The sequence below is a fragment of the Streptomyces sp. NRRL F-5755 genome, from assembly GCF_001279365.1.
GTDB lineage: Bacteria > Actinomycetota > Actinomycetes > Streptomycetales > Streptomycetaceae > Streptomyces > Streptomyces rimosus.
The window spans coordinates 1-19,894 of sequence record NZ_LGCW01000092.1; the positions used below are offsets into that span (position 1 = coordinate 1).

General features: G+C 72.6%; 20 protein-coding genes and 1 pseudogene. 12 read left to right on the plus strand and 9 right to left on the minus strand.

The annotated features are described in order from the left end of the window. Positions 1-415: pseudogene (locus ADK86_RS11875) on the plus strand (class I SAM-dependent methyltransferase); the annotation flags it as partial. 42 nt (positions 416-457) lie between these two features. On the opposite strand, the gene ADK86_RS11880 reads toward ADK86_RS11875, so the two are convergent. From ADK86_RS11880 to ADK86_RS11890, 3 genes are all read right to left on the minus strand, one after another. Next, complete coding sequence (locus ADK86_RS11880) at positions 458-745, minus strand: hypothetical protein (protein WP_159393834.1); 288 nt, start codon at positions 743-745, stop codon at positions 458-460. A 121-nt stretch (positions 746-866) separates the two neighbouring features. Further along, positions 867-1,409, minus strand: coding sequence for a GNAT family N-acetyltransferase (locus tag ADK86_RS11885; protein ID WP_053696563.1), 543 nt, complete (start codon positions 1,407-1,409; stop codon positions 867-869). Further along, the gene (locus ADK86_RS11890) at positions 1,406-2,980 is read right to left on the minus strand and encodes an aldehyde dehydrogenase (NADP(+)) (RefSeq protein ID WP_053696564.1); all 1,575 of its coding nucleotides are present in this window, start codon (positions 2,978-2,980) and stop codon (positions 1,406-1,408) included. The genes ADK86_RS11885 and ADK86_RS11890 overlap by 4 nt, the downstream gene beginning before the upstream one ends. A gap of 139 nt (positions 2,981-3,119) precedes the next feature. On the opposite strand from ADK86_RS11890, the gene ADK86_RS11895 reads away from it, so the two are divergent. The 5 genes from ADK86_RS11895 (at position 3,120) to ADK86_RS11915 (ending at position 7,623) form a co-directional block, all read left to right on the plus strand. Continuing rightward, positions 3,120-3,890 (plus strand): IclR family transcriptional regulator, encoded by a 771-nt coding sequence (locus tag ADK86_RS11895; RefSeq protein WP_030372242.1) that lies wholly within the window; start codon positions 3,120-3,122, stop codon positions 3,888-3,890. 17 nt (positions 3,891-3,907) lie between these two features. Further along, positions 3,908-5,167 (plus strand): sensor histidine kinase, encoded by a 1,260-nt coding sequence (locus tag ADK86_RS11900; protein WP_053696565.1) that lies wholly within the window; start codon positions 3,908-3,910, stop codon positions 5,165-5,167. Beyond that, positions 5,164-5,862, plus strand: coding sequence for a response regulator transcription factor (locus ADK86_RS11905; RefSeq protein ID WP_053696566.1), 699 nt, complete (start codon positions 5,164-5,166; stop codon positions 5,860-5,862). The genes ADK86_RS11900 and ADK86_RS11905 overlap by 4 nt, the downstream gene beginning before the upstream one ends. A gap of 329 nt (positions 5,863-6,191) precedes the next feature. After that, entirely contained in the window at positions 6,192-6,695 is a 504-nt protein-coding gene (locus tag ADK86_RS11910; RefSeq protein WP_053696567.1) for a hypothetical protein, read from the plus strand. A 199-nt stretch (positions 6,696-6,894) separates the two neighbouring features. Continuing rightward, complete coding sequence (locus ADK86_RS11915) at positions 6,895-7,623, plus strand: class F sortase (protein ID WP_053696568.1); 729 nt, start codon at positions 6,895-6,897, stop codon at positions 7,621-7,623. 24 nt (positions 7,624-7,647) lie between these two features. On the opposite strand, the gene ADK86_RS11920 is transcribed toward ADK86_RS11915, so the two are convergent. The 3 genes from ADK86_RS11920 to ADK86_RS11930 all read right to left on the minus strand — a co-directional run bounded on the left by ADK86_RS11920 (position 7,648) and on the right by ADK86_RS11930 (position 10,984). Beyond that, positions 7,648-8,556, minus strand: a complete 909-nt coding sequence (locus ADK86_RS11920; RefSeq protein ID WP_053696569.1) for a hypothetical protein — start codon at positions 8,554-8,556, stop codon at positions 7,648-7,650. 230 nt (positions 8,557-8,786) lie between these two features. Next, positions 8,787-10,037, minus strand: a complete 1,251-nt coding sequence (locus ADK86_RS11925; protein ID WP_053696570.1) for a hypothetical protein — start codon at positions 10,035-10,037, stop codon at positions 8,787-8,789. Further along, positions 10,037-10,984 (minus strand): 5-dehydro-4-deoxyglucarate dehydratase, encoded by a 948-nt coding sequence (locus ADK86_RS11930; RefSeq protein ID WP_053696571.1) that lies wholly within the window; start codon positions 10,982-10,984, stop codon positions 10,037-10,039. Before ADK86_RS11930 ends, ADK86_RS11925 begins: the two co-directional genes overlap by 1 nt. 306 nt (positions 10,985-11,290) lie before the next feature. Here ADK86_RS11930 and ADK86_RS11935 point away from each other — a divergent pair, with 306 nt between their 5' ends. From ADK86_RS11935 to ADK86_RS11945, 3 genes are all read left to right on the plus strand, one after another. Continuing rightward, positions 11,291-12,100 carry an NAD-dependent epimerase/dehydratase family protein gene (locus tag ADK86_RS11935; protein WP_053696572.1) on the plus strand — a complete coding sequence of 270 codons (810 nt, stop codon included), beginning with the start codon at positions 11,291-11,293 and terminating at the stop codon, positions 12,098-12,100. A 122-nt stretch (positions 12,101-12,222) separates the two neighbouring features. Continuing rightward, a complete protein-coding gene (locus ADK86_RS11940; RefSeq protein ID WP_003985673.1) occupies positions 12,223-12,495 on the plus strand; it encodes a GlsB/YeaQ/YmgE family stress response membrane protein in 273 nt (90 codons plus the stop codon). Between the two features lie 82 nt (positions 12,496-12,577). Then, positions 12,578-13,837 carry a TerD family protein gene (locus ADK86_RS11945; protein ID WP_053696573.1) on the plus strand — a complete coding sequence of 420 codons (1,260 nt, stop codon included), beginning with the start codon at positions 12,578-12,580 and terminating at the stop codon, positions 13,835-13,837. 274 nt (positions 13,838-14,111) lie between these two features. Here ADK86_RS11945 and ADK86_RS11950 read toward each other — a convergent pair whose 3' ends face one another. Further along, the gene (locus tag ADK86_RS11950) at positions 14,112-15,050 is read right to left on the minus strand and encodes an alpha/beta fold hydrolase (RefSeq protein WP_053696574.1); all 939 of its coding nucleotides are present in this window, start codon (positions 15,048-15,050) and stop codon (positions 14,112-14,114) included. A 224-nt stretch (positions 15,051-15,274) separates the two neighbouring features. Here ADK86_RS11950 and ADK86_RS11955 point away from each other — a divergent pair, with 224 nt between their 5' ends. Next, positions 15,275-15,859, plus strand: a complete 585-nt coding sequence (locus ADK86_RS11955; protein ID WP_053696575.1) for a TetR/AcrR family transcriptional regulator — start codon at positions 15,275-15,277, stop codon at positions 15,857-15,859. A gap of 148 nt (positions 15,860-16,007) precedes the next feature. On the opposite strand, the gene ADK86_RS43080 is transcribed toward ADK86_RS11955, so the two are convergent. Continuing rightward, on the minus strand, positions 16,008-16,178 hold the full coding sequence (locus ADK86_RS43080; RefSeq protein WP_159393835.1) for a hypothetical protein: 171 nt from the start codon (positions 16,176-16,178) through the stop codon (positions 16,008-16,010). Positions 16,179-16,628: 450 nt separating this feature from the next. Here ADK86_RS43080 and ADK86_RS11965 point away from each other — a divergent pair, with 450 nt between their 5' ends. Both ADK86_RS11965 and ADK86_RS11970 read left to right on the plus strand, forming a co-directional pair. Next, positions 16,629-17,897: a hypothetical protein gene (locus ADK86_RS11965; protein ID WP_159393836.1), complete on the plus strand. Its 1,269-nt coding sequence runs from the start codon at positions 16,629-16,631 to the stop codon at positions 17,895-17,897. Beyond that, entirely contained in the window at positions 17,894-18,454 is a 561-nt protein-coding gene (locus ADK86_RS11970) for a flavoprotein (RefSeq protein ID WP_053696578.1), read from the plus strand. The genes ADK86_RS11965 and ADK86_RS11970 overlap by 4 nt, the downstream gene beginning before the upstream one ends. Positions 18,455-18,734: 280 nt before the next feature. Here ADK86_RS11970 and ADK86_RS11975 read toward each other — a convergent pair whose 3' ends face one another. Then, the gene (locus ADK86_RS11975; protein WP_053696619.1) at positions 18,735-19,745 is read right to left on the minus strand and encodes an LLM class flavin-dependent oxidoreductase; all 1,011 of its coding nucleotides are present in this window, start codon (positions 19,743-19,745) and stop codon (positions 18,735-18,737) included. Positions 19,746-19,894 lie beyond the last annotated feature (149 nt).

Sequence of the window (19,894 nt, forward strand, 5' to 3'; positions counted from 1 at the left end):
GGTGCGGCTTGTGCACTGGGCGGGGGTGCCGCTGCCGTTCGAGGGGGGGGGTTTTGGGGCCGCGTTGTTGTTCGCCGTGCTGACCTGCGTGCCGGACGCGGCGGCGCAGCGGGAGATCGCCGGGGAGCTGGGGCGGCTGGTGCGGCCGGGCGGGGTGGTGTACGTGAGTGATGTGCCGTTGCAGAGCGACCGGCGCAATCTGACGCGGTACGAGGAGTACGCGGCCCGGTACGGGACGTACGGCGTATTCGAGACGCCCGACGGCGGGGTGTTCCGGCACTCCACCCCGGACCATCTGCGCGGCCTGCTGGAGACGCACGGCTTCACGGTGGAGGCCGAGCGCTCGAACACGGTCCCGACCATGGACGGGCATACGGTCGAGCGTCTTCAGCTCGTCGGGCGGCGGCAGCGCTGAGCGGCAGCCCTGACAGGTGGGCGGAGATCCGCCAGAAGCGCCCTAGCCGCCCAGGAGATGGTTGAGCCCGAAGACCTGGTCCGTCTTGTCGGACTCCCAGGAGGGCGGCACGTCCGCCCCGCCGCAATGGTTGACGGCATCGACGATCGGTACTTGCGCCAGCAGCCCCTGCGCGGAACCGCTGCCGTTCGAGGAATGGCCGCGGGGCTTCGCGTGTGCTCCGTGGTTGGCGCACGTGTTGGTGAACGACGGGGACGCGATGACGATGATTCCGCCGGCTGCCGCGGGGGACGCCGTTGCGAGCCCTGTTCCGATCACTGCTGCGGGCACGGCGAGCGCTGTGACTGCCCTGCCTGCGACTGCCCTGCTGGTGGCCATGTCGTGCGAACGATCGCCAGGGCGACGGGTCACTGTGCAGGGATCCGTCGCCCTGGCGCGCGTCGATCCCCGCCTAGGAGGCGGGCCCGACCGGCAAAATCAGGTCGAGATGGGTGGCGTCCGGGGTGGGGCGGCGGGTTTCGTCGGGCTGCCAGCCGTGGCGGGTGTAGAAGGCGCGGGCGCGCTGGTTGTGCCAGTACACCTCCAGGTGGGCGGTGGTGATGCCGTCCGACTGCCAGCCCGCGACGCAGGTGCGGTGCAGCGCGGTGCCGATGCCGCCGCGCCAGTTGTCGGGGTCGACGTGGAGCTGGAAGAGCTTGACGGTGTCCGCGGGCGCGCCGTCCTCGCGGCGGTAGGAGGCCACGCCGACGATGGCCCCCTCCCGCTCCGCGCACAGCACGGTCGCGTCCGGCCGGGCGAGGTTGCGTCCCCAGCCCTCGCGCCAGCGGCCGCGTTCGGCCGGGGAGTCCAGCTGCGCGTCCGGTACACGGCCGCGGTAGTACGTCGCGCGGGCGCGCGCGTGCAGGTCGGTGATGACGTCGAGGTCGGCGGCCGTGGCGTGCCGGATGGTGGTGCCGGGGGTATCCGGGGTACGGGGCAGCGGCACGTGCGTCATCCTTCGTAGCGGCCGTCGACACGGCGGGGCAGGCGGAGCGGGTTGTCCTCGCGCAGTTCGGGCGGGAGGAGGGCGGGCGGGGTGTCCTGGTACGCGACGGGGCGCAGCCAGCGTTCGACGGCCGTGCCGCCTACGGAGGTCGAGGTGGAGGTGGTGGCCGGGTAGGGGCCGCCGTGGTGCTGGGCGGGGGCCACGGCGACGCCGGTCGGCCAGCCGTTGACGACCACGCGCCCGGCCAGCGGGGTGACCGCGGCCAGCAGCCGCGCGCCGCGCCCCGTACCGCCACCGGAAACACCGAGCCCCGCGCCGTCCCCCGCACCCTCCGCCCCGCACTCCCCCGCCCCCAGCTGGAGCGTCGCCGTGAGGTTGCCGGGCAGCCGGGCCAGTACGGCGCCGATCTCGGCCTCGTCGGTGTAGCGCGCGAGGACGGTGACCGGACCGAAGCACTCCTCCAGGAGCAGGTCGTGGGCGCCGCCGTCGGCGAGCCGGTCCGCCGGTACGGTCAGGAAGCCCGCGCCGACGGTGTGCTCGCCGCCCGCGCCGGGTGTCACGGGCGCTTCGACGCCGGGCAGCGCGGTACGTTCCCGTACGCCGTCCACGAAGGCGTCCCGCATACGGTGGTCCAGCAGTACCCCGGCCTCGGTGGCGCTGACCGCGTCCGCGAGCGCCCGTTCCAGCCGGTCGCCCGCCGGGCCCCGCGGTGCCAGGACGAGGCCCGGCTTGACGCAGAACTGGCCGGTGCCGAGGGTCATGGAGCCCGCCAGGCCGGCGCCGATCTCCTCGGCGCGCTCCTCGGCGGCGGCCTCGGTGACCACGACCGGGTTGAGGCTGCCCAGTTCGCCGTGGAAGGGGATCGGGTGCGGGCGGGCGGCGGCCGCGTCGTACAGCGCGCGTCCGCCGCGTACCGAGCCGGTGAACCCGGCCGCCGCGACGAGCGGGTGCCGGACCAGCTCGATTCCCGCCTCGAAGCCGTGCACCAGACCGATCGCACCTTCCGGTACGCCCACCTCGGCGGCGGCACGGCGCAGCAGGGCGGCGCTCAGTTCGGAGGTGGCCGGGTGGTCGGGGTGGGCCTTGACGACGACCGGGCAGCCCGCGGCGAGGGCGCTGGCGGTGTCGCCGCCGGGTACGGAGAAGGCGAGCGGGAAGTTGCTGGCCGCGTAGACGGCGACGACGCCGAGCGGGATCTTGTAGCGGCGCAGGTCGGGGCGGGGCGGGGTGAGCGCGGGGTCGGCGTGGTCGATCCGTACGTCGAGGAAGGCGCCCTCCTCGACCAGGTCGGCGAAGGCCCGCAGCTGGTAGGTCGTGCGGGCGAGTTCACCGGTCAGCCGCGCGGGGCCGAGCGCGGTCTCGGCGTCGGCGGCCTCGACGATCCGCTCGCCGGCGCCGTCCAGTTGGCCGGCGGCCCGGCGCAGCAGGGCGGCCCGTACGGTGCGGTCGGCGAGCGCGTCACGGGCGTCGTGCGCGGCCCGTACGGCGGCGTCGACCTCGGCGGACGTGGCCTCCACCGCAACCTGCTCGCGCTGCTTCCCGGTTCGGGGGTCGACACTCCAGACTGGTGCTGCTGCCACCGCGCATTCCTCCCAGTGAGCTGTCCGGCGAACTGGTGCCGCGCCCAGGAGCCGTTCGATATGCTGAACGCCGTCCCAGGTGGTGAATGTGACCGTCCGCCGGGACTCTATGGCTGTCCGAACTGAGGGGTCAAGGCCGATGTCCGCTGCCGAGACCACCGGAGCGCAGGTCAAGTCCGCTGTGCGCACGGTGGAGTTGCTGGAGTACTTCGCCGGCCGCCCCGGCATGCACAGCCTGGCCTCCGTCCAGGAGGCCGTCGGCTATCCGAAGTCCAGCCTGTACATGCTGCTGCGCACCCTCGTCGACCTGGGCTGGGTGGAGACCGACGCCACCGGCACCCGGTACGGCATCGGCGTGCGCGCCCTGCTGGTCGGCACCTCGTACATCGACGGCGACGAGGTGGTGGCCGCCGCCCGCCCCTCGCTGGACCGGCTCGCCGACGACACCACCGAGACCATCCACCTGGCCCGGCTGGACGGCACCAACGTCGTCTACCTCGCCACCCGCCAGTCCCAGCACTATCTGCGCCCGTTCACCCGTATCGGCCGCCGGCTGCCCGCGCACTCCACGTCCCTGGGCAAGGCGCTGCTCGCCACGTACACCGACGAGCAGATCCGCGCCCTCCTCCCGGAGAAGCTGGACGCCCTCACCGAGCACACCGTCACCGACCGCGAGCAGCTCATCGAGGAACTGCACCTGGTGCGCGAGCTGGGCTACGCGGTGGACCGCGAGGAGAACACGCTGGGCCTGCGCTGCTTCGGCGTGGCGATTCCCTACCGCACCCCGGCGCGGGACGCGGTCAGCTGCTCGGTGCCGGTGGCCCGGCTGACCCCGGCGCACGAGCAGCTGATCAAGGACGCGCTGTTCGACGCCCGCGACCGCCTGACGCTGGCCACCCGACGCCTTTGAAGCCCGACACCGCACGGATGCGCGGGGCGCGGCTGCTGCTCGGCCGCTGGGTGCACCTCATCCTCGGCGGCGCCCTGCTGACACCGTTCTTCCTCCTGGCGGCGCTCGTCATCCCGCTGGTCTTCGACGACGTGAACCCCTTCAACGACTTCCCCTGGCAGTTCGCCGCGTTCGCCGTCGCGCTGCCGCTCGCCGCCCTCGGCGCGCTGCTCTTCCCGCTGCTGCGCACGCTGGAGGCGACGGCGGCGCGGTCGCTGTGCGGCCTGCCCGCCGACGTGGCGGCCGAACTGACCGAGGAGCCCGCCGATTCGTGGGCGGCCCGGCGGCGTACGGCCCTGTGGTTCGTGGCGCACCTGACGGCCGGCGGCATCGTCAGCGGGATGACGCTGGCGGCGCCGCCCGCCGCCGTGGCTCTGCTCCTGCTGCCGGTCGCGGACCCGCTGCGGCACGAGGAGCTGGGCTGGCCGAATCTGGCCGGCGGCCTGCTCGGCCCGCTGACCGGAATCGGCCTGCTCGCCCTGGTGGCGGGCACCACCTGGGCGGGCGGCCGGCTGCTGGCCCGTGGGGCGCCCGCGCTGCTCGGCCGGACGCCCGCCGACCGGCTGGCCGCGGCCGAACGCCGGGCCGCCGACCTCGCCTCCCGCAACCGCCTCGCCCGCGAACTGCACGACTCCGTGGGGCACGCGCTCAGCGCGGTCACCCTCCAGGCCGGCGCGGCCCGCCGGGTGCTGGACCGCGACCCGGAGTTCGTACGGCAGGCGCTCACCGCCATCGAGGAGACCACCCGCGACGCGGTCGCCGAACTCGACGCCGTGCTGGGCCTGCTGCGCGAGGACGGCGACAGCCGGTCCACCGCGCCCGCACCCACGCTGGACGACCTGGACGGACTGCTGGCCCGCACCCGCGCCGCCGGGCTCCGGATCACCGCGGACGTCGACGACGGCTGCGGGCGGCTGCCGCCGCTGGTCTCGCGGGAGGCGTACCGGATGGTGCAGGAGGGGCTCAGCAACGCGCTGCGCCACGCCGGGGCCGTACCGGTCGGACTGCGGATCACGGTCGGCGCGGAGGAATTGACGATCACGATGGAGAATCCGGTGAAGGAAGCGGTGACGCAGGTGGAGGGGGACGTCGCGACGGGCCGGGCCCGTCCCGGCGGCGGGCGCGGCCTGCCCGGCATCGCCGAGCGCGCCCGCCTGCTGGGCGGCGAGGCGCGGGCCACCGGCCGGGACGGCGTGTGGCGGCTGACCGTACGGCTCCCGCTGGAGGCGGCCCGGTGAGCGGCGCGGACGGCGGCGCCCCGCCGGAAGGCCGCGGCCCGCTGCGCATCGTGCTCGCCGACGACGAGCGGATGGTCCGTACGGCGCTCCGCGCGATCCTCGGCGCCGAGCCGGACCTGGAGGTGGTCGGCGAGGCGGCCACCGGCGCCGAGGCCGTGCCGATGATCCGCGAACTGCGCCCGGACGTCGTGCTGATGGACGTCCGGATGCCGGAGATCGACGGCATCCGCGCCACCGAGCAGGTACTGGCGGGCATGGCCGAACCGCCCCGCATCCTGGTGGTGACGACCTTCGAGAACGACGCGTACGTGTACGACGCGCTGCGCGCCGGAGCGCACGGCTTCCTGCTGAAGCGGGCCGGGGTGGAGGACCTCGTGCAGGCGGTACGGATGGTGGCGCGCAGCGACTCGCTGCTGTTCCCCGCGGCCGTACGGGAGCTGGCCGCCCGGTATGCGGGGGCGCGGGCCGCGCGGGAGTCGGCGCGGGCGCTGCGGGCGCGGCTGTCCGACCGCGAGGCGGACGTGCTGCGCCTGATGACCAAGGGCCTGACGAACGCGGAGATCGCGGACCGGCTGACGGTCGGCCCGGCGACGGTCAAGACGCATGTCGCGGGGGTGCTGGCCAAGCTGGGGGTACGGGACCGCACCCAGGCGGTGATCGCGGCGTACGAGAGCGGGTTTGTACGGCCGGGGTGAGGCACGGCAGGAGGCCCGCGTTCACCCGTCCGAACACCCTCCGTAACACCCGATTACGCAGCGCCACTATCACATTCCGCGGGAAAAAGCTGTCACCCGTTCATCCCAATTTCCCCGGTCACCGAACGTCATCGCCGCCCCGCCGCTGACCTGCCCAAACGTAGCCGATCATGCGCGACACGCCGGTATGCGCCGGGAGTTCTGACCCCGCGTCAGCAGGCTCCCGGACCGCCCGGCCGCTTACCTCGGATTCAGGAGGCGCGGAACTCCCCCAACTTCCCTTGCGGTGCGCTCCTGTGCCGCGTCCGCGCTTCGTGGAGGTTCGTGTCATGCGATCCACTCGCGTTCTCACCGGTGCCGCCCTGTCCATAGCCGCCCTCGGACTGTCCGCGAGCTCCGCGTTCGCCGGGGACTTCGGCAAGATCGAAGTGACCCCGAACCCGGTGAAGGCCGGAAACTCGGTCAACCTCAACAGCAGTGACTGCGGCAAGAACGGCTCGGCCACCGTCGACGCCAGCACGCTGGGCGCCGGCAAGGTCACCCTGTCCTCGAAGGGCCAGACGCACCCCGAAAACGTGCAGGGCTCCCTGCGGGTGCCGTCGAGCACGAAGGCGGGCAACTACGGCATCGGCGGCAAGTGCTCCAACGGCCGGGAGATCACCGGCACGGTGCGGGTCGGCTCCGGTCCGAGCGGCAAGACCCGGACCGGCATCGGTACCACCAGCGAGGGCTCCGACACCACGGAGATCGCCGCGGGTGCGGGCGTACTGCTGGCGGCCGCCGCCGGTGGCGTATGGATGGTGCGCCGCCGTCGCGCGGACGACTCGGCCTGACCGGACGCCCACCAGCACCGGACCGGCACCGCCGGACCGGACGCCCCCACCTCCCGGACACGCCTGCCGTGACCGGGAGGCCGGGGCGTATCCGGCGCGATCGCCGCCCGCTTGGTCCCGGCACGTCCCGGACCGTACGACCGCACGCCCCGCACCCCGGACGCAGTCCGCAGCAACGCACCCCCGGAGGCCGACAGCCATGGGAACCACCCGCCGCTTCCGCGGTGACCAAGGCCTGATAGCCCTGCTCACCGCGGGTGCGATGTGTACCGGCATATGGCTGATCGGCCACGGCGCCGAGGCCCAGGCGCCGCCGCCGCAGCCCTCCGCCGACCAGGGGTTCGCCGGTCCCGGGGCCGCCCGGCCGTCCGCGGCCCCCGCTCCGCCGCCCCCGCCGATGCCCGCCTCCCGGCCGCTGCGGGTCCGCATCCCGTCGCTCGGCGTCAACGCGCCGCTGACCGGCCTCGGCCTCGACGAGAACGGCAGCCTGGCCACCCCTCCGGAGGGGGACCGGAACCTGGCCGGCTGGTACGAGAACGGCACCACCCCCGGCACCACCGGCACCTCGCTGATCGCCGGCCACGTCGACACCCGGTCGGGCCCCGCCGTCTTCTACAACCTCGGCGCGCTGAAGAAGAACCACACCATCGAGGTGGTCCGCGCGGACGGCCGGACCGCGGTCTTCTCCATCGACGCCGTCGAGGTCTACGACGGCAACGACTTCCCGGACAAGAAGGTCTACGGCCCGGCCGACCGCCCCGAACTACGGCTGATCACCTGCGGCGGCGGCTTCAACAAGGCCCGGCAGGAGTACCTGGGCAACGTGGTGGCCTTCGCCCACCTCACCGCCACGAAGCGGGAACCGGGGAAGCGCGAGCCGGTGCCGCACAGCGACGACGGCAGCGGCAACCACAGCGGCAGCGGCTGAGCCACCCGCCGCGGGCCCCGCCCCTCAGGCCGGAATGCGGTTGCCGCGCCCGTTGAGCGCCATCCGGTTCCAGGTGTGGCGACGGCCGCGTACCGCCACGGAGTAGCCGTAGAGCAGTTCCGGGTCGCACATGCCCGGCAGGAAGGCGTCCCCGAAGTGGTGCGCGTCCACCCCGATCTCCTTCGCGGTCAGCGCCAGTCGGGGCACGATGTCGGCGTGCGCGCCCTCCTGGCTCGTACCGATCGACCCCATCACCACCGCCCCCGCGTCCTGCACGGCGGCGGCCGCCTCGGCCGCCCGCTCCTTGGTGAGGCCGGGCATGGTGCCGGGCAGCGGCAGGACGACGCCGTCGGCGCCCGCGTCCACCAGCGCGGTCAGCCGCCCGGCGGTGACCCGCTCCGGGTGTCCCGCGTGGTGCATCTTGCCGGACCACAGCGCCACATCGTCGCCGAGCACGCGGCGCAGTTCGCCGGTGACACGGGCCAGGCCGTCGAAGCTGCCGCCGGTGCCGGGGTTGGCGGTCAGACAGAGCAGGGCGGCACCCATGTCGACCAGCCGGCGGGCCTGCTCCGGACCGGCCCGGCGGATCTCCGGCACATCGCCGGGTTCGAGGTTGACGCCGATCGGGCGGCCCACGTACGAGGCCAGGTCGGCGAAGCTGCTGAACGTGCCGAGGCCCGGCAGCCGCAGACACTCCCCGTCCCAGGCCCGCTCGACGAGGTTGAGGATCACGATGTCCGCGCCGAAGGCGGAGACCAGCTCGATGTTGTGCACGCCGGCGGCGCCGCCGGGGTGCGGGGAGAGGGCGGCGCGCTCGGCGAAGACCTCGGCGACCATCGTGCGGCCCTCCGCCGCCGCGACCGCCTCGGTCAGCTCCCGGCCCCGCAGCGAGGCCAGTTCCTCCCGGTCGAGGTCGAGGATGCGCTGTGTCATGGCGTTCCTTCCAGGGTCTCTCGTGGTCGTACGCGGCCCGGGGCATGCCGCGTGAGGCACGGGGCCGCGGTACGGAACGCGTTGTAGTAGATCACCGCGCGGTACGGGACGGCCGGAACGAGCGGGGCGGTTTTCGTGGCGTCCCGGGGCGGTGATACGCGTATTTACCGTCGACGGGTTTTCGTCCGTCCGGCGGGATTCCTCCCCTTCTGCCGCCTCTCGACGGGAATTCAGGCCACGGAATTCCGGGCGGCATTCCGCCGTACGGTTGCCAGCTCGCGCCGTACGGCCGCCAGGTCGCCGTCAGCGGCCAGGCCCGCGTGGTAGAGCCGCAGTTCGCCGGCGCCGAGGGCGGCGGCGCGCGCGGCGTCGGCGGCGAGGGTGCCGGGGCTGCCGCCCATGGCGGTGACGATGGTGAGGTTGGCGGCGAGGACGGGGGCGTCGGGCGTGGCCGGGTGCGCCCGTACCGCCGCGAACGGCGTCAGCGCGTCGGCACGGGCCGCGTCGTCGCCCGTACACGGCACCACCACCCCGTCGGTGTCCGCGAGGACGTCCGCCGGGTCGGCGCCCACGTTCGCGCCGCAGCGGTGCGGGGCCGGGTCGGCGTGCAGCAGCACCCGGAAACGGTCGCCCGCCGCGCCGCGTACGGCGGCGACGACCTCCTGCCGCAACGTGCGCGCGACAGCGTCCCGCCAGCCCCGTACCAGCCCGGACAGCTCACCCCCGAGCAGCTTCTCCACCTCGCGCCACTCCCCCGCCCGGCCGCCACCGGACCCCCCTTCGCTCCCGCCCGTACCCGTCCACACCGGCTCCATCGCCCGTACGACCGCGCCCCGCACGTCCCGCGCCCGCACCCCCAGCCCGTCGTAGCCCGCCTCGCAGACCTCGCAGAAGCACAGCGACATCAGGTACTGGGCGGCGCCGGAGAGCGGCACGCCGGAGATCTTGTCGTGCGCGTGCAGGTGCGCCAGCCCGTACCAGCCGCAGGATTCCAGCTCGGTGCCGCGCGCGCCGGGACGCGTCGCCGCCTCCGCCGCCAGGTCGCGGAGGTAGGCACGCACCTCGGGACGGGCGATGCAGGGCGCCCAGGGGTAGCGGTCTCCGTAGGCGTTGCGTACGGCGATGGCGGGATGCTCGGCGCCCAGACGCCCGTTGTGGGCCAGCACGACCCAGCTGTGCACCTCCAGGCCCGCGTCCGTCAGCGCCCGCGCCGCCTCGCCGAAAGGGTCCGGCCCCGCCGTCCACTCCTGCGGGTACGGGCGCAGGGCGCGGCCCACCCAGCGATCGGCGTCGGGCGGGTACAGGACGGCCGCGTGCCGGGCGGTGACGACGCGGTGGCGGGGGTGACGCGGCGTCAGCGCGCGGGTGGAGTGGTACGCGGCGGCCAGGGTGACCTGCTGGACACCGAGGTCGGCGATACGGCGGGCGGCGTCCGGGTCGCCCACCACGTCCCACGGGTAGAGGAACGCGGCGGTCCGCATCACCGGCCGCCCGACGGCGCGCCGACCAGCTCCAGGCCCCGTGCGATCAGTTCGGCCAGCGCCTCGACGTGCTCGGGGGCCGGTTCGCTCAGCGGCGCCCGTACCGTGCCGACATCCGTCCCGCGCAGCCGTACCCCCGCCTTGACCAGCGAGACCGCGTAGCCCTTGCCCTGGTTGCGCAGCTCGACCAGCGGCCGGTAGAAGCCGTCCAGCAGCCGGGCGACCGTCTTGTCGTCGCCGTCGGCGAGGGCGCGGTGGAAGGCCGTGGCGACCTCCGGGGCGAAGGCGAAAGCGGCGGACGAATACAGGCGGACGCCGAGGCCGCGGTAGGCGGGGCCGGTGAGCTCGGCGGTTGGCAGCCCGTTGAAGTACAGGAATTCCCGCCCCGGCGCCTCGGTCCGCACGGCGCTGATGGTCCGTTGCAGCAGGTCGAGGTCGCCGAGGCCGTCCTTGAGGCCGATGATGCCGGGGGTGCGCGCGAGGGCGACGACGGTGTCCGGGGTGAAGACGGCGTTGTCGCGCTGGTAGACGATGAGCGGCAGGGCGGTGGCGGCGGCGAGTTCCGTGTAGTGCCGCAGCAGGCCCGCCTGATCGGCGACGACGAGGTACGGCGGCATGGCCAGCAGGCCGTCGGCGCCCGCACCCTCGGCGAGGCGGGCGAAACGGGTGGCGAGCGCGGTGCCGTAACCGGCGCCGGCCAGCACCGGGACCCGCCCGGCCGCCTCCTGGACCGCGGCGGCCACACAGTCGCGGAACTCCTCGGGCGTCAGCGCGTGGAACTCGCCGGTGCCGCAGCAGGCGAAGACGGCGGCGGCACCGGCGTCGATGCCCCGGCGTACGTGGGCGCGGAAGGCGGTCAGGTCCAGGGCACCGTCGGGCCCGTACGCGGTCACGGGGAAGAACAGCAGGCCGTCGAGGCGCTCGGCGAGCGGCGGGGCTGGGGTCACGGGCTCTCCCTGGCATGCTCGTACCGGAGGCGCGTACGTCGTGGTGACGCCACCACATGTGCACGTCCCCGACTGGCGTCCATACTCATGAACGCGCTCACGCTAGGGCAGCGCTCCTGGGCCGGTCAAGGACCCGAAACGGCCCCTGCGGCTCCGAAATCCCCTCCCCGCAACCGGATTTGGCCGACCCGTCACATGTCTTGACCCTGTCCGGCGCGCCTTCCTACCGTGACGGCGATCGTCCACTTACCTGAACGCCGTCCGCGGATGAAGCCGTACGACCGAGCCCGCCCGGAGGAGCCTTCCATGCCCGCACCCCGCACCGTCCTGCTCACCGGCGCCGCCGGCGGCCTCGGCACCCTGATGCGCGACCTGCTGCCCCCGTACGGCTACCGGCTCCGGCTGCTCGACCAGCGCCCCATCGAGGACGCGCCGGACGCCATCACCGCCGACCTCGCCGACAAGGAAGCCCTGCGCGAGGCGGTACGCGGCGTGGACGCCATCGTCCACCTCGCCGGCATCTCCCTCGAAGCGCCCTTCGAGAAGATCCTGCGCGCCAACATCGAAGGCACCTACAACCTCTACGAGGCGGCGCGCGAGGCCGGCGTACGCCGCGTCGTCTTCGCCTCCTCCAACCACGCCGTCGGCTTCACCCCGCGCCCCGCCGACGGCTCCGGCGCGATCCCGGTGGACACCCCGCGCCGCCCCGACACGTACTACGGCCTCTCCAAAGGCTTCGGCGAGGACCTCGCGTCCCTCTACTGGGACCTGCACGGCATCGAGACGGTCTCCGTCCGCATCGGCTCCTGCTTCCCGCGGCCCACCACCGTCCGCATGCTGTCGATCTGGCTGAGCCCGGCCGACTGCGCGCGCCTGCTGCACGCCGCGCTCACCGCCGAAGGCGTCGGACACACCGTCGTCTACGGCTCCTCCGCCAACACCCGCCTGTGGTGGGACCTGACCACGGCCCGCTCGCTCGGCTACGAGCCACAGGACGACTCCGAGCCGTACGCCGCCGAACTGATCGCCGCGCACGGCGAACTCGCCCCCGCCAACCCCGAACACACCCACCTCGGCGGCGCCTTCTGCGTGGACCCGCCCATCTGGCCGTACTGAGCGGCCGTGGCCTCGGCCACGCCGGACCGGCCGACGCAACCCGTATCCCCCTCGCGGCGTCCTTGTGTGCGTATCAATCATTTCAATCATTTGCGCAACTACGCAGGAACGAGGGACGCACCATGGGCATCCTCAGCTGGCTCGTACTGGGACTGATCGCGGGCATCATCGCCAAGGTCCTGCTGCCCGGACGGGACCCGGGCGGCATCGTCGGCACCACCCTCATCGGCATCGTCGGTTCCTTCATCGGCGGCTGGCTCTCCACGAAGTTCCTGGACAAGCCGATACCGAAGGACTTCTACGACCCGTCGATGTGGATCGCCGCCATCGCCGGCTCCCTGGTGCTCCTGATCGCCTACCGCCTGCTGTTCGGCAACTCCCGCGAACGCCGCTGACCGCCGACCGGCAGTGGCCCCATCCGGCCCCCGGTAATGGAACCGCAAAGAAAGGCCGCTCGTTATCCCCGGCATGACCGCTATGACTCCTGGCTCGAACCTCCCGCTCACCGCCTCGCGGGTGGCGGTGGACGTCACCGCGCCCGTGCGGCTCGATGTGTCGGGCCTGCTGCTCACCGCCGACGGCAAGGTGCGCTCCGACGACGATTTCGTCTTCTACAACCAGCCGGCCGGCCCGGGCGTGACCCACACGTCCGGAGCGGGCGGCGCCGGTGACACGATCACCGTGGACACCGCCGCGGTACCGGCCGGCATCGAGAAGATCGTCGTGACCGCCAGCCTGGACGCCCCCGGCGCCACCTTCGCCGGCACCGAACCGACCGGCACGGTCCGCAACGCCGACGACGGCAGCGTCATCGCCACCTTCACCCCGCCGCAGCTCGGCCCGGAGACCGCCCTGGTGGTCGTCGAGGTCTACCGCCGCAACGGCGCCTGGAAGGTCCGCGCGGTGGGCCAGGGCTACGCGAACGGCCTGGCCGGCATCGCCACCGACTTCGGCGTGAACGTCGAGGAACCGGCGGCGCCCGCGGCCGCCGCCCCGCAGGCACCCCCGGCCCCGCAGGCTCCCCCGGCACCGCCGGCTGCCGCACCTCAGCCTGCCCCCGCCGCCCAGTGGGGCCCGCCCACCGGCGCCCCGGCGCCGATGGCGCCGCCTCCCGCGGCAGCCGCCCCTGCGCCCGCGCCTGCTCCCGCACCGGGCACCGGCAAGATCAACCTCGACAAGGGCCGCGTCAGCCTCCAGAAGAACCAGACCGTCTCCCTGGTCAAGGGCGGCCGCCCGCTCCTGTCCTCCGTCCGCATGGGCCTCGGCTGGGAGCCCGCCTACCGCGGCAAGGACATCGACCTCGACGCCTCCGTGATCGCCTACGGCCCGGACCGCAAGAAGGTCGACAACTGCTTCTTCGGCAAACTCCAGATCCTGAACGGCGCGATCCAGCACTCCGGTGACAACCTCACCGGCGAGGGCGCGGGCGACGACGAATCCATCACCGTCCACCTCGGCGGCATCCCCCCGCAGGTGACCGGCCTGGTCTTCACGGTCAATTCCTTCTCCGGCCAGAAGTTCTCGGACGTCGCCAAGGCGTACTGCCGCCTGGTGGACGCCCAAACCGGCGAAGAACTCGTCCGCTTCGACCTCACCCACGCCGAGCCCCGCACGGGCGTCATGATGGCGAAGCTCATCCGCCAGTTCTCCGGCGAATGGGAGATGACGGCGATGGGCGAATTCGTGGACGCGCGCACGGTCCGGGGAATGGTCAAGCCGGGGGGTGCGGCGCTGTAGGAAACTACGGGTCGGCGGAGAAAGCCTCCGGCCCGTAGACGATTTATTCACGGCCCCGGCGCGAGGCGCGCCGGGGCTCACTGTTCACTGACCGGCGGTGTACTTCGGCACCGCCTCGACCACAGGTCCCCGCCCCGTCCTCGGGCCTCTGCGTCTCAGCCCGGTCAGAGCTTTCCGGACACTACTCCGCACCACGTCCGCCCTGTCTCAAGCCTCAAGAACCGCGGGTTGCACAGGTTCCCAGGGGCGGCGCTATCGGGTGGGTTCGACGGGGTCAGTCGTCGACGGCGATGAAGTCCGTTATCGCGGCAGTGACAGCTTCGGGCTGCTCGTCGGGGATGAAGTGTCCGGCGTCGGGCACGATGATCCGGGTGGTGTTGTCGGCCCATGGGCTGATGGAGGCGGCCATATCCGGAACGGAGCCGTGGCTGCTGGAGATTCCGAGGACGGGCACGGTCAGGTGCTGCCGCTCAAGCGCCTCGCGGTTCTTGCGCGCCGACTCCGCGGCGTCCCGGTAGTACGCGAGGGAAGCGCGCAGGCCGCCGTCCGCGGCGATGGCCGCCGCGTAGTGGTCGATCTCGGCGTCGCCGAACGTATCGGGAGACAGGGCCTTCCTCCTCAGGAACCAGCCGACGTACTCGCGTTCGCGGCCGGCAAGCAGCGTCTCGGGGAGATCGGGCACCATGTGGAACGCGAAATGCCAGGTTTTCCACGCTCGGTCCGGGTCGGTGGGAATCGCCTCCGGAAGAGTGATACCGGGAATTCCGGCGTCGAGCAGAGCAACCCGGCGCAGGTGGCTCTCGAAATTTAGCGCGAGGGAGAAAGCGACCCAGGCGCCGATGTCATGGGCGACCAGGGAGTAGGCCGTCACTCCGAGAGCCTTCACGGCGGTGTGGACGAGCGCGGCGACCGCGTGCGTGTCGTAGCCCCGCTCCGGACGCGCGGAGTGGCCCTGACCCGGCAGGTCGATCGCGATGACGCGGAACCGGTGGGCGAGGCCGGGCATCACCTTTCGCCAGGCCCACCAGGTTTGCGGGAATCCTGCGAGCAGGACGACGGCCGGGCCGCCCGGCCGTCCGCCTTCGACGGCATGAAGGCGGACGCCGTCCGCATCGACCCAGCGGTGAGTGAATCCGTCCAGATGCTGCAGGGGCAGGTCGCGGACGGGGTCGCTTTCGAAGACATGCGGAGTGCTGGTTGCCGGGCCGGTCACGGGGGTCCTCCGTCGGTGTCAGGTGTGCGGTGGGGACGGTGTGGCTGACGGGCGGTGGCCGGGACCACGTGGCGCGTTTCTCGCGGTCGCGAAGTACGCGCGGCGTGCCTGCGTGCCAGCCCATGACCACGCTCGAAGGCTAACGCATCTTGAACTGTTTAGTTCAAGATAGGATGGCGCGCACCACAGCCCGAACCATCGACGCATCGGCGAGGAAGTGCCGCGTGGCAGGCAAGAAGCAGTTCGACATGGACACGGCGCTCGACGCCGCGATGATCCAGTTCTGGCGCGTCGGCTACGCCGACACCTCACTGGACGATTTGTCCCGGGCCACCGGCCTGAACCGCAGTTCCATCTACTCCTCGCTGGGCGACAAGGACACGCTCTTCCTGCGCTGCCTGGACCTCTACGCCGCGCGCTACGGCGAGAAGTACGACGCCGCCCTGTCGTGCGCAGCCTCGGAACCCGTTGCCGCCGTTCGCGCTTTCTTCGACGTCACCCTCAAGCGCATCGCCGATCCCGAACTGCCTGATGGGTGCCTGATCGCCCAGTCCGCCATGGCAATTCCAGTACTGAGTCCGAGCATCGCAGCACACGCCAAACAGGCGCTCGGCTCCCAGCGCCAGCGCCTGCGCGCCGCACTGAAGGCCGGCCGACTGACCGACCAGGACGCCGAGACTTTCGCCGTACACGCGGCGGCCGTGAACCAGTCGCTCGCCGTCATGAGCAGAGCCGGAGCGAGCCCGGCGCAGCTCCGGGCCATCGTGGGCGTGACGGTTGACGCGCTGTCGCGGGCGTTGCGGGCGTAAGGGATCTGATGCGGCCGTACCCTTCAAGCCGTTTCCGGCCGAGCGCCGGTTTCCCCGTGCGGCCCCACATCGGCCCCACCCCCACTGGCCGCATGCACGGTCCCGATCACGGTCACGTCCCGCACCCTGCCGCAGTCCGCGCAGCCGATCACCGTACGGCTCCCACCGCGAGGACCGCCGCCCGCAAGGCCACCGCACTGGTCACCAGCACACCGCCCTCCGGCCGCACCCGCCACCGCAGCCGCTCGTTACGCATCTCCAGCCCCGGCACGTACCAGGCCGCCCCCACACCCGCGTCCTGCCACAAGGGCAACCGCACCCCGCCAGCCGTCCCAGCAGGCACCAGCCAGCACATCCCAGCCGGCCGCCGACGATCCTCAACCACCGCCCCGGACCGCTCCCCCAACCACCCCAACACACGCTCCCCCACCGCCAGCCCGAGCCACACCACGTCCACCCCGAGCACGGCCACATCCCGTACGACGCGCAAGCCGGCTCCGCGGGGGATCCAGTCGGGAAGGGTGGTCGGGGAGTCTACTTCCAGATGAGTTGCCATACGCCCAAGGACACCGCTGGGCCCGCGCGTTGACGAGGCAAAGGCCGAGGCAATGACGCAGGACATTCGTAAGGACATTTGCGCTCTGACGGCTTCCTCGCGCGCATACTCTGGATCGGACGACACGCGGAGGCGCGCATGCCAGGCCCACCGGGAAATCTTGCGCTGGTCCGGGCCCGTATCGAGGCGGGTCTGCACACTCAAGAAGAGTTTGTGAACGCCTTTCAGGACATAGCGGGTGAGCTGGGCACCGGCGCGACAGTGACCGTACGCCAGGTGCGACGGTGGGAGTCCGGGACTCCGGGATGGCCCCACCCCACCGCCCGGACGGTGCTCACGGCTCTCTTCGGCCGCACGCCCGAAGCTCTGGGGTTCCACCGCCGCGTCCGCCCTCTTCCACCTGCGCGCAGCACGGCCACCCACCCACCGGCCGAAGAAGGGCTGAAGCGGCGCACTTTCGTCTCCCGTTCCCTCGCCGTGGTCGGCTCGGCGGCGATTCCGACGACCGCGGACGAGGTGCTGTCCTGCCTTGGTACCGATCCACTGGACGGCCTCCGGGACGCGCTCACCGGCACGGTACGTACGCGGGAGCCGCGCAGTGTCGAGGCGTTGCGCCGGGCCACCGCCACAGCCAAACGACGGATGCAGTCCTGCGAGTACGAGCAGCTGGCCCGGCACCTGCCTGCCCTCATGGCCGAGTTCGAGGCTCCCGGGGCCACAGCGACCGAACGGCGCGCCAAGGACTTGCTCGCCGTACACGCGTATCACGTGGCGGCGTCCCTGTGCCTCAAGCACGACGACGCCGCATCGGCCTGGGTGGCGGCCGAGAAGGCCACCGCAGCAGCCCGGCGTACCGAGGACCCGGCGGCGATCGCCTCCACGCACCGCATCCTGACCCACGCCGTCGCCTCGGCGGGCCATCGCAGGCAGGCCCTGCGCGTGGCGGTTACAGGCGTCGATGAACTCTGCGGGCAGGAAGGCGGCATGACGCCCGACCACATCGCGCTCCTCGGCGCCCTGCTGCTGCGGGGAGCATGGGTCGCCGCGATGGGCGAAGACCGGGACGCGGCAGCGGAATTGCTCGACGAGGCGGAACGCGTCGCCAAGTCGCTGGAGGAGGCGACGAACCGGCAGTGGACGGCGTTCGACTCCCACAACGTCGCCTTGCACCGGCTGTCCGTAGCACTGCGGCTCGGTGACGCCGGCCGCGCGCTCCAGGCGGCCCGGTCCGTGATCCCGGCCCGGCTCGCCGTAGCCGAAAGGCAGGCCGCGTACTGGTCGGAAGTGGCCCTGGCCCTGCACGCCTGCGGCCGTACGGAGAAAGCCGTCCGGGCCCTCCTGGCCGCCGAGCACGCCGCGCCGCAGGAGGTACGGTCCCGTCCCGTGATGCGGGACCTGATCGGAGACCTGCTGCGGTGCGACCGCGCCGGCCGCTTCTCCTCGCTCCGCACCCTGGCACACCGAGCCGAGGTACGCGCGTGAACACACCACCCGTCCTCTACATCATCACCTGCGCCGCCGCCCCCGCCTCCCAGGTGGTTCGGCTGGTCGAGGCCGCTGTTGCCGACGGGTGGGACGTCTGTGTCATCGCCACGGCGGCGGCCGAGGCGGGTGGGTTCGTCGATGGGGCTGCGGTGGAGGCCGCTTCCGGGCGGCCCGTGCGGAGTGACTGGCGCCGTGCGGGTGAGGAGAAGCGCAATCCGCCGCCCGATGCCGTGATCGTGGCGCCCTTGACGATGAACTCGGTGAACAAGTGGGCCGCGGGCATCGCCGATACGTACGCGCTCGGGCTGCTCACCGAGGCGGTGGGGCTGGGGCTTCCGGTGGTCGCGCTGCCGTTCTGGTCGACGGCCCTGGACGCGCATCCGGCCACCCGGCGGTCGGTGCGGGTGCTGCGGGAGCTGGGTGTGCGGGTGCTGTACGGGCCGGGTGCTTGGGAGCCGCATGCGCCCGGGACCGGTGGTGAGCAGGTGGACGGGTATCCGTGGGGGTTGGCGTTGGAGGTGGTGGGTGAGGCGGTCGAAGGCGGTCGATCGTAGCGCGTGGTTCGTCCGGTTTCTTCCGTCGGTTCGCGGTGGCGTCCGGTAGGTCGTCCGGAAGGCGAAAGATCGGTCGGCCATGGCCGGTTCCGGGCTGCGCGGTCGGCGCTGGCAGGTTTCTCCCGTGGCCATCGACAAAGCCCGAACGTCGGTTGGGTCCCGGACGAGTCTCCGGGCCGCCCCCGGACAGATCGGGGAGGCAACCATTCCCTTCAGAGCTGGAGCCCCCGGAAGCCGACCGCGCGCTTGAGACCATATCCGCAGGCACTGACAGCGGGGGCTATACCGCTGCCCGGTCCGGCCGGCCCGAACCGGACAATGCCACCACCCTCGCCAACCGCTCATAAGACTCCAGCAACGCCCCCCGGTCATAGGTGCTCGTCGTCGCCAGGAACTCATCGGCGCCGGTCTGCGACAGAAGCTCATCCAGTTCGGCCGCCACCTCCGACTCCGTGCCGTAGATGTGGCCGGTCAGGGCGGATTCGTAGAAGGCGCGTTGTTTCGGGGGGAGGTGCGGTTCCCGGGCGGTGATGGAATCGGCCGGTTCCAGGGGTGGGAAGACGCCGTGGGTGCGGGAGTAGGCCATCGACCAGGCTTCGGGGAGGAGGAGGCGGTGGGCCTCCTCGGGGGTTTCGGCCACGGCCACCGTGCCGGAGACGATGACGTACGGGTGGGGCCAGAGGGGTGAGGGTTCGAAGGTGGAGCGGTAGCGGTCGATGGTGGCCTGCATCGCTTCGCGGCCTCGTAGATCGCCGATCACCAGGGCCAGGCCCGCGCGGGCGGCGATGTCCGCGCCGGCGCCGGTGGCCAGGACGAAGGCGGGGACGCGCAGTCCCTCGGCCGGGCGGGCGTGCACCTGGGGGTGGGGGCGCGGGCCGTCGGTGAAGTAAGCGGTGAGTTCGGCCAGTTGGGAGGCGAAGGAGCCGGCTGCTTCCTTGTCGGTGCCGAGGGCGCGGCGGATGCCGTCGGTGAAGCCGACCGAGCGGCCGAGGCCCATGTCGATACGGCCGGGGAAGAGGGCTTCGAGGACGCCGAACTGTTCGGCGACCACCAGCGGGCGGTGGTTGGGCAGCATGACGCCGCCCGTGCCGACCCGGATGCGGGAGGTCGCGGAGGCCACCGCGGCGGCGAGCACGGTCGGTGCCGAACCGGCGACGCCCGGCACGCTGTGGTGCTCGGAGACCCAGAAGCGGTGGTAGCCGAGCGCTTCGGCGTGCCGGGCGAGGTCGATGGTGTCGCGGAGCGCCTCGGCCTCCGGGTGGCCTTGGCGGGTCCGGGAGCGGTCGAGGATGGAGAAGGGGGTGGATCGGAGGCGGGGGTAGCGGGGGGACCGGTCCCCGGCTGCAAGCCTGCTGGTCTCCCCCGCTGCAAGCCTGCTGGTCTCCCCCGCTGCAAGCCTGCTGGTTTCCCCCGCTGCAAGCCTGTCGGATTCCCCGGCTC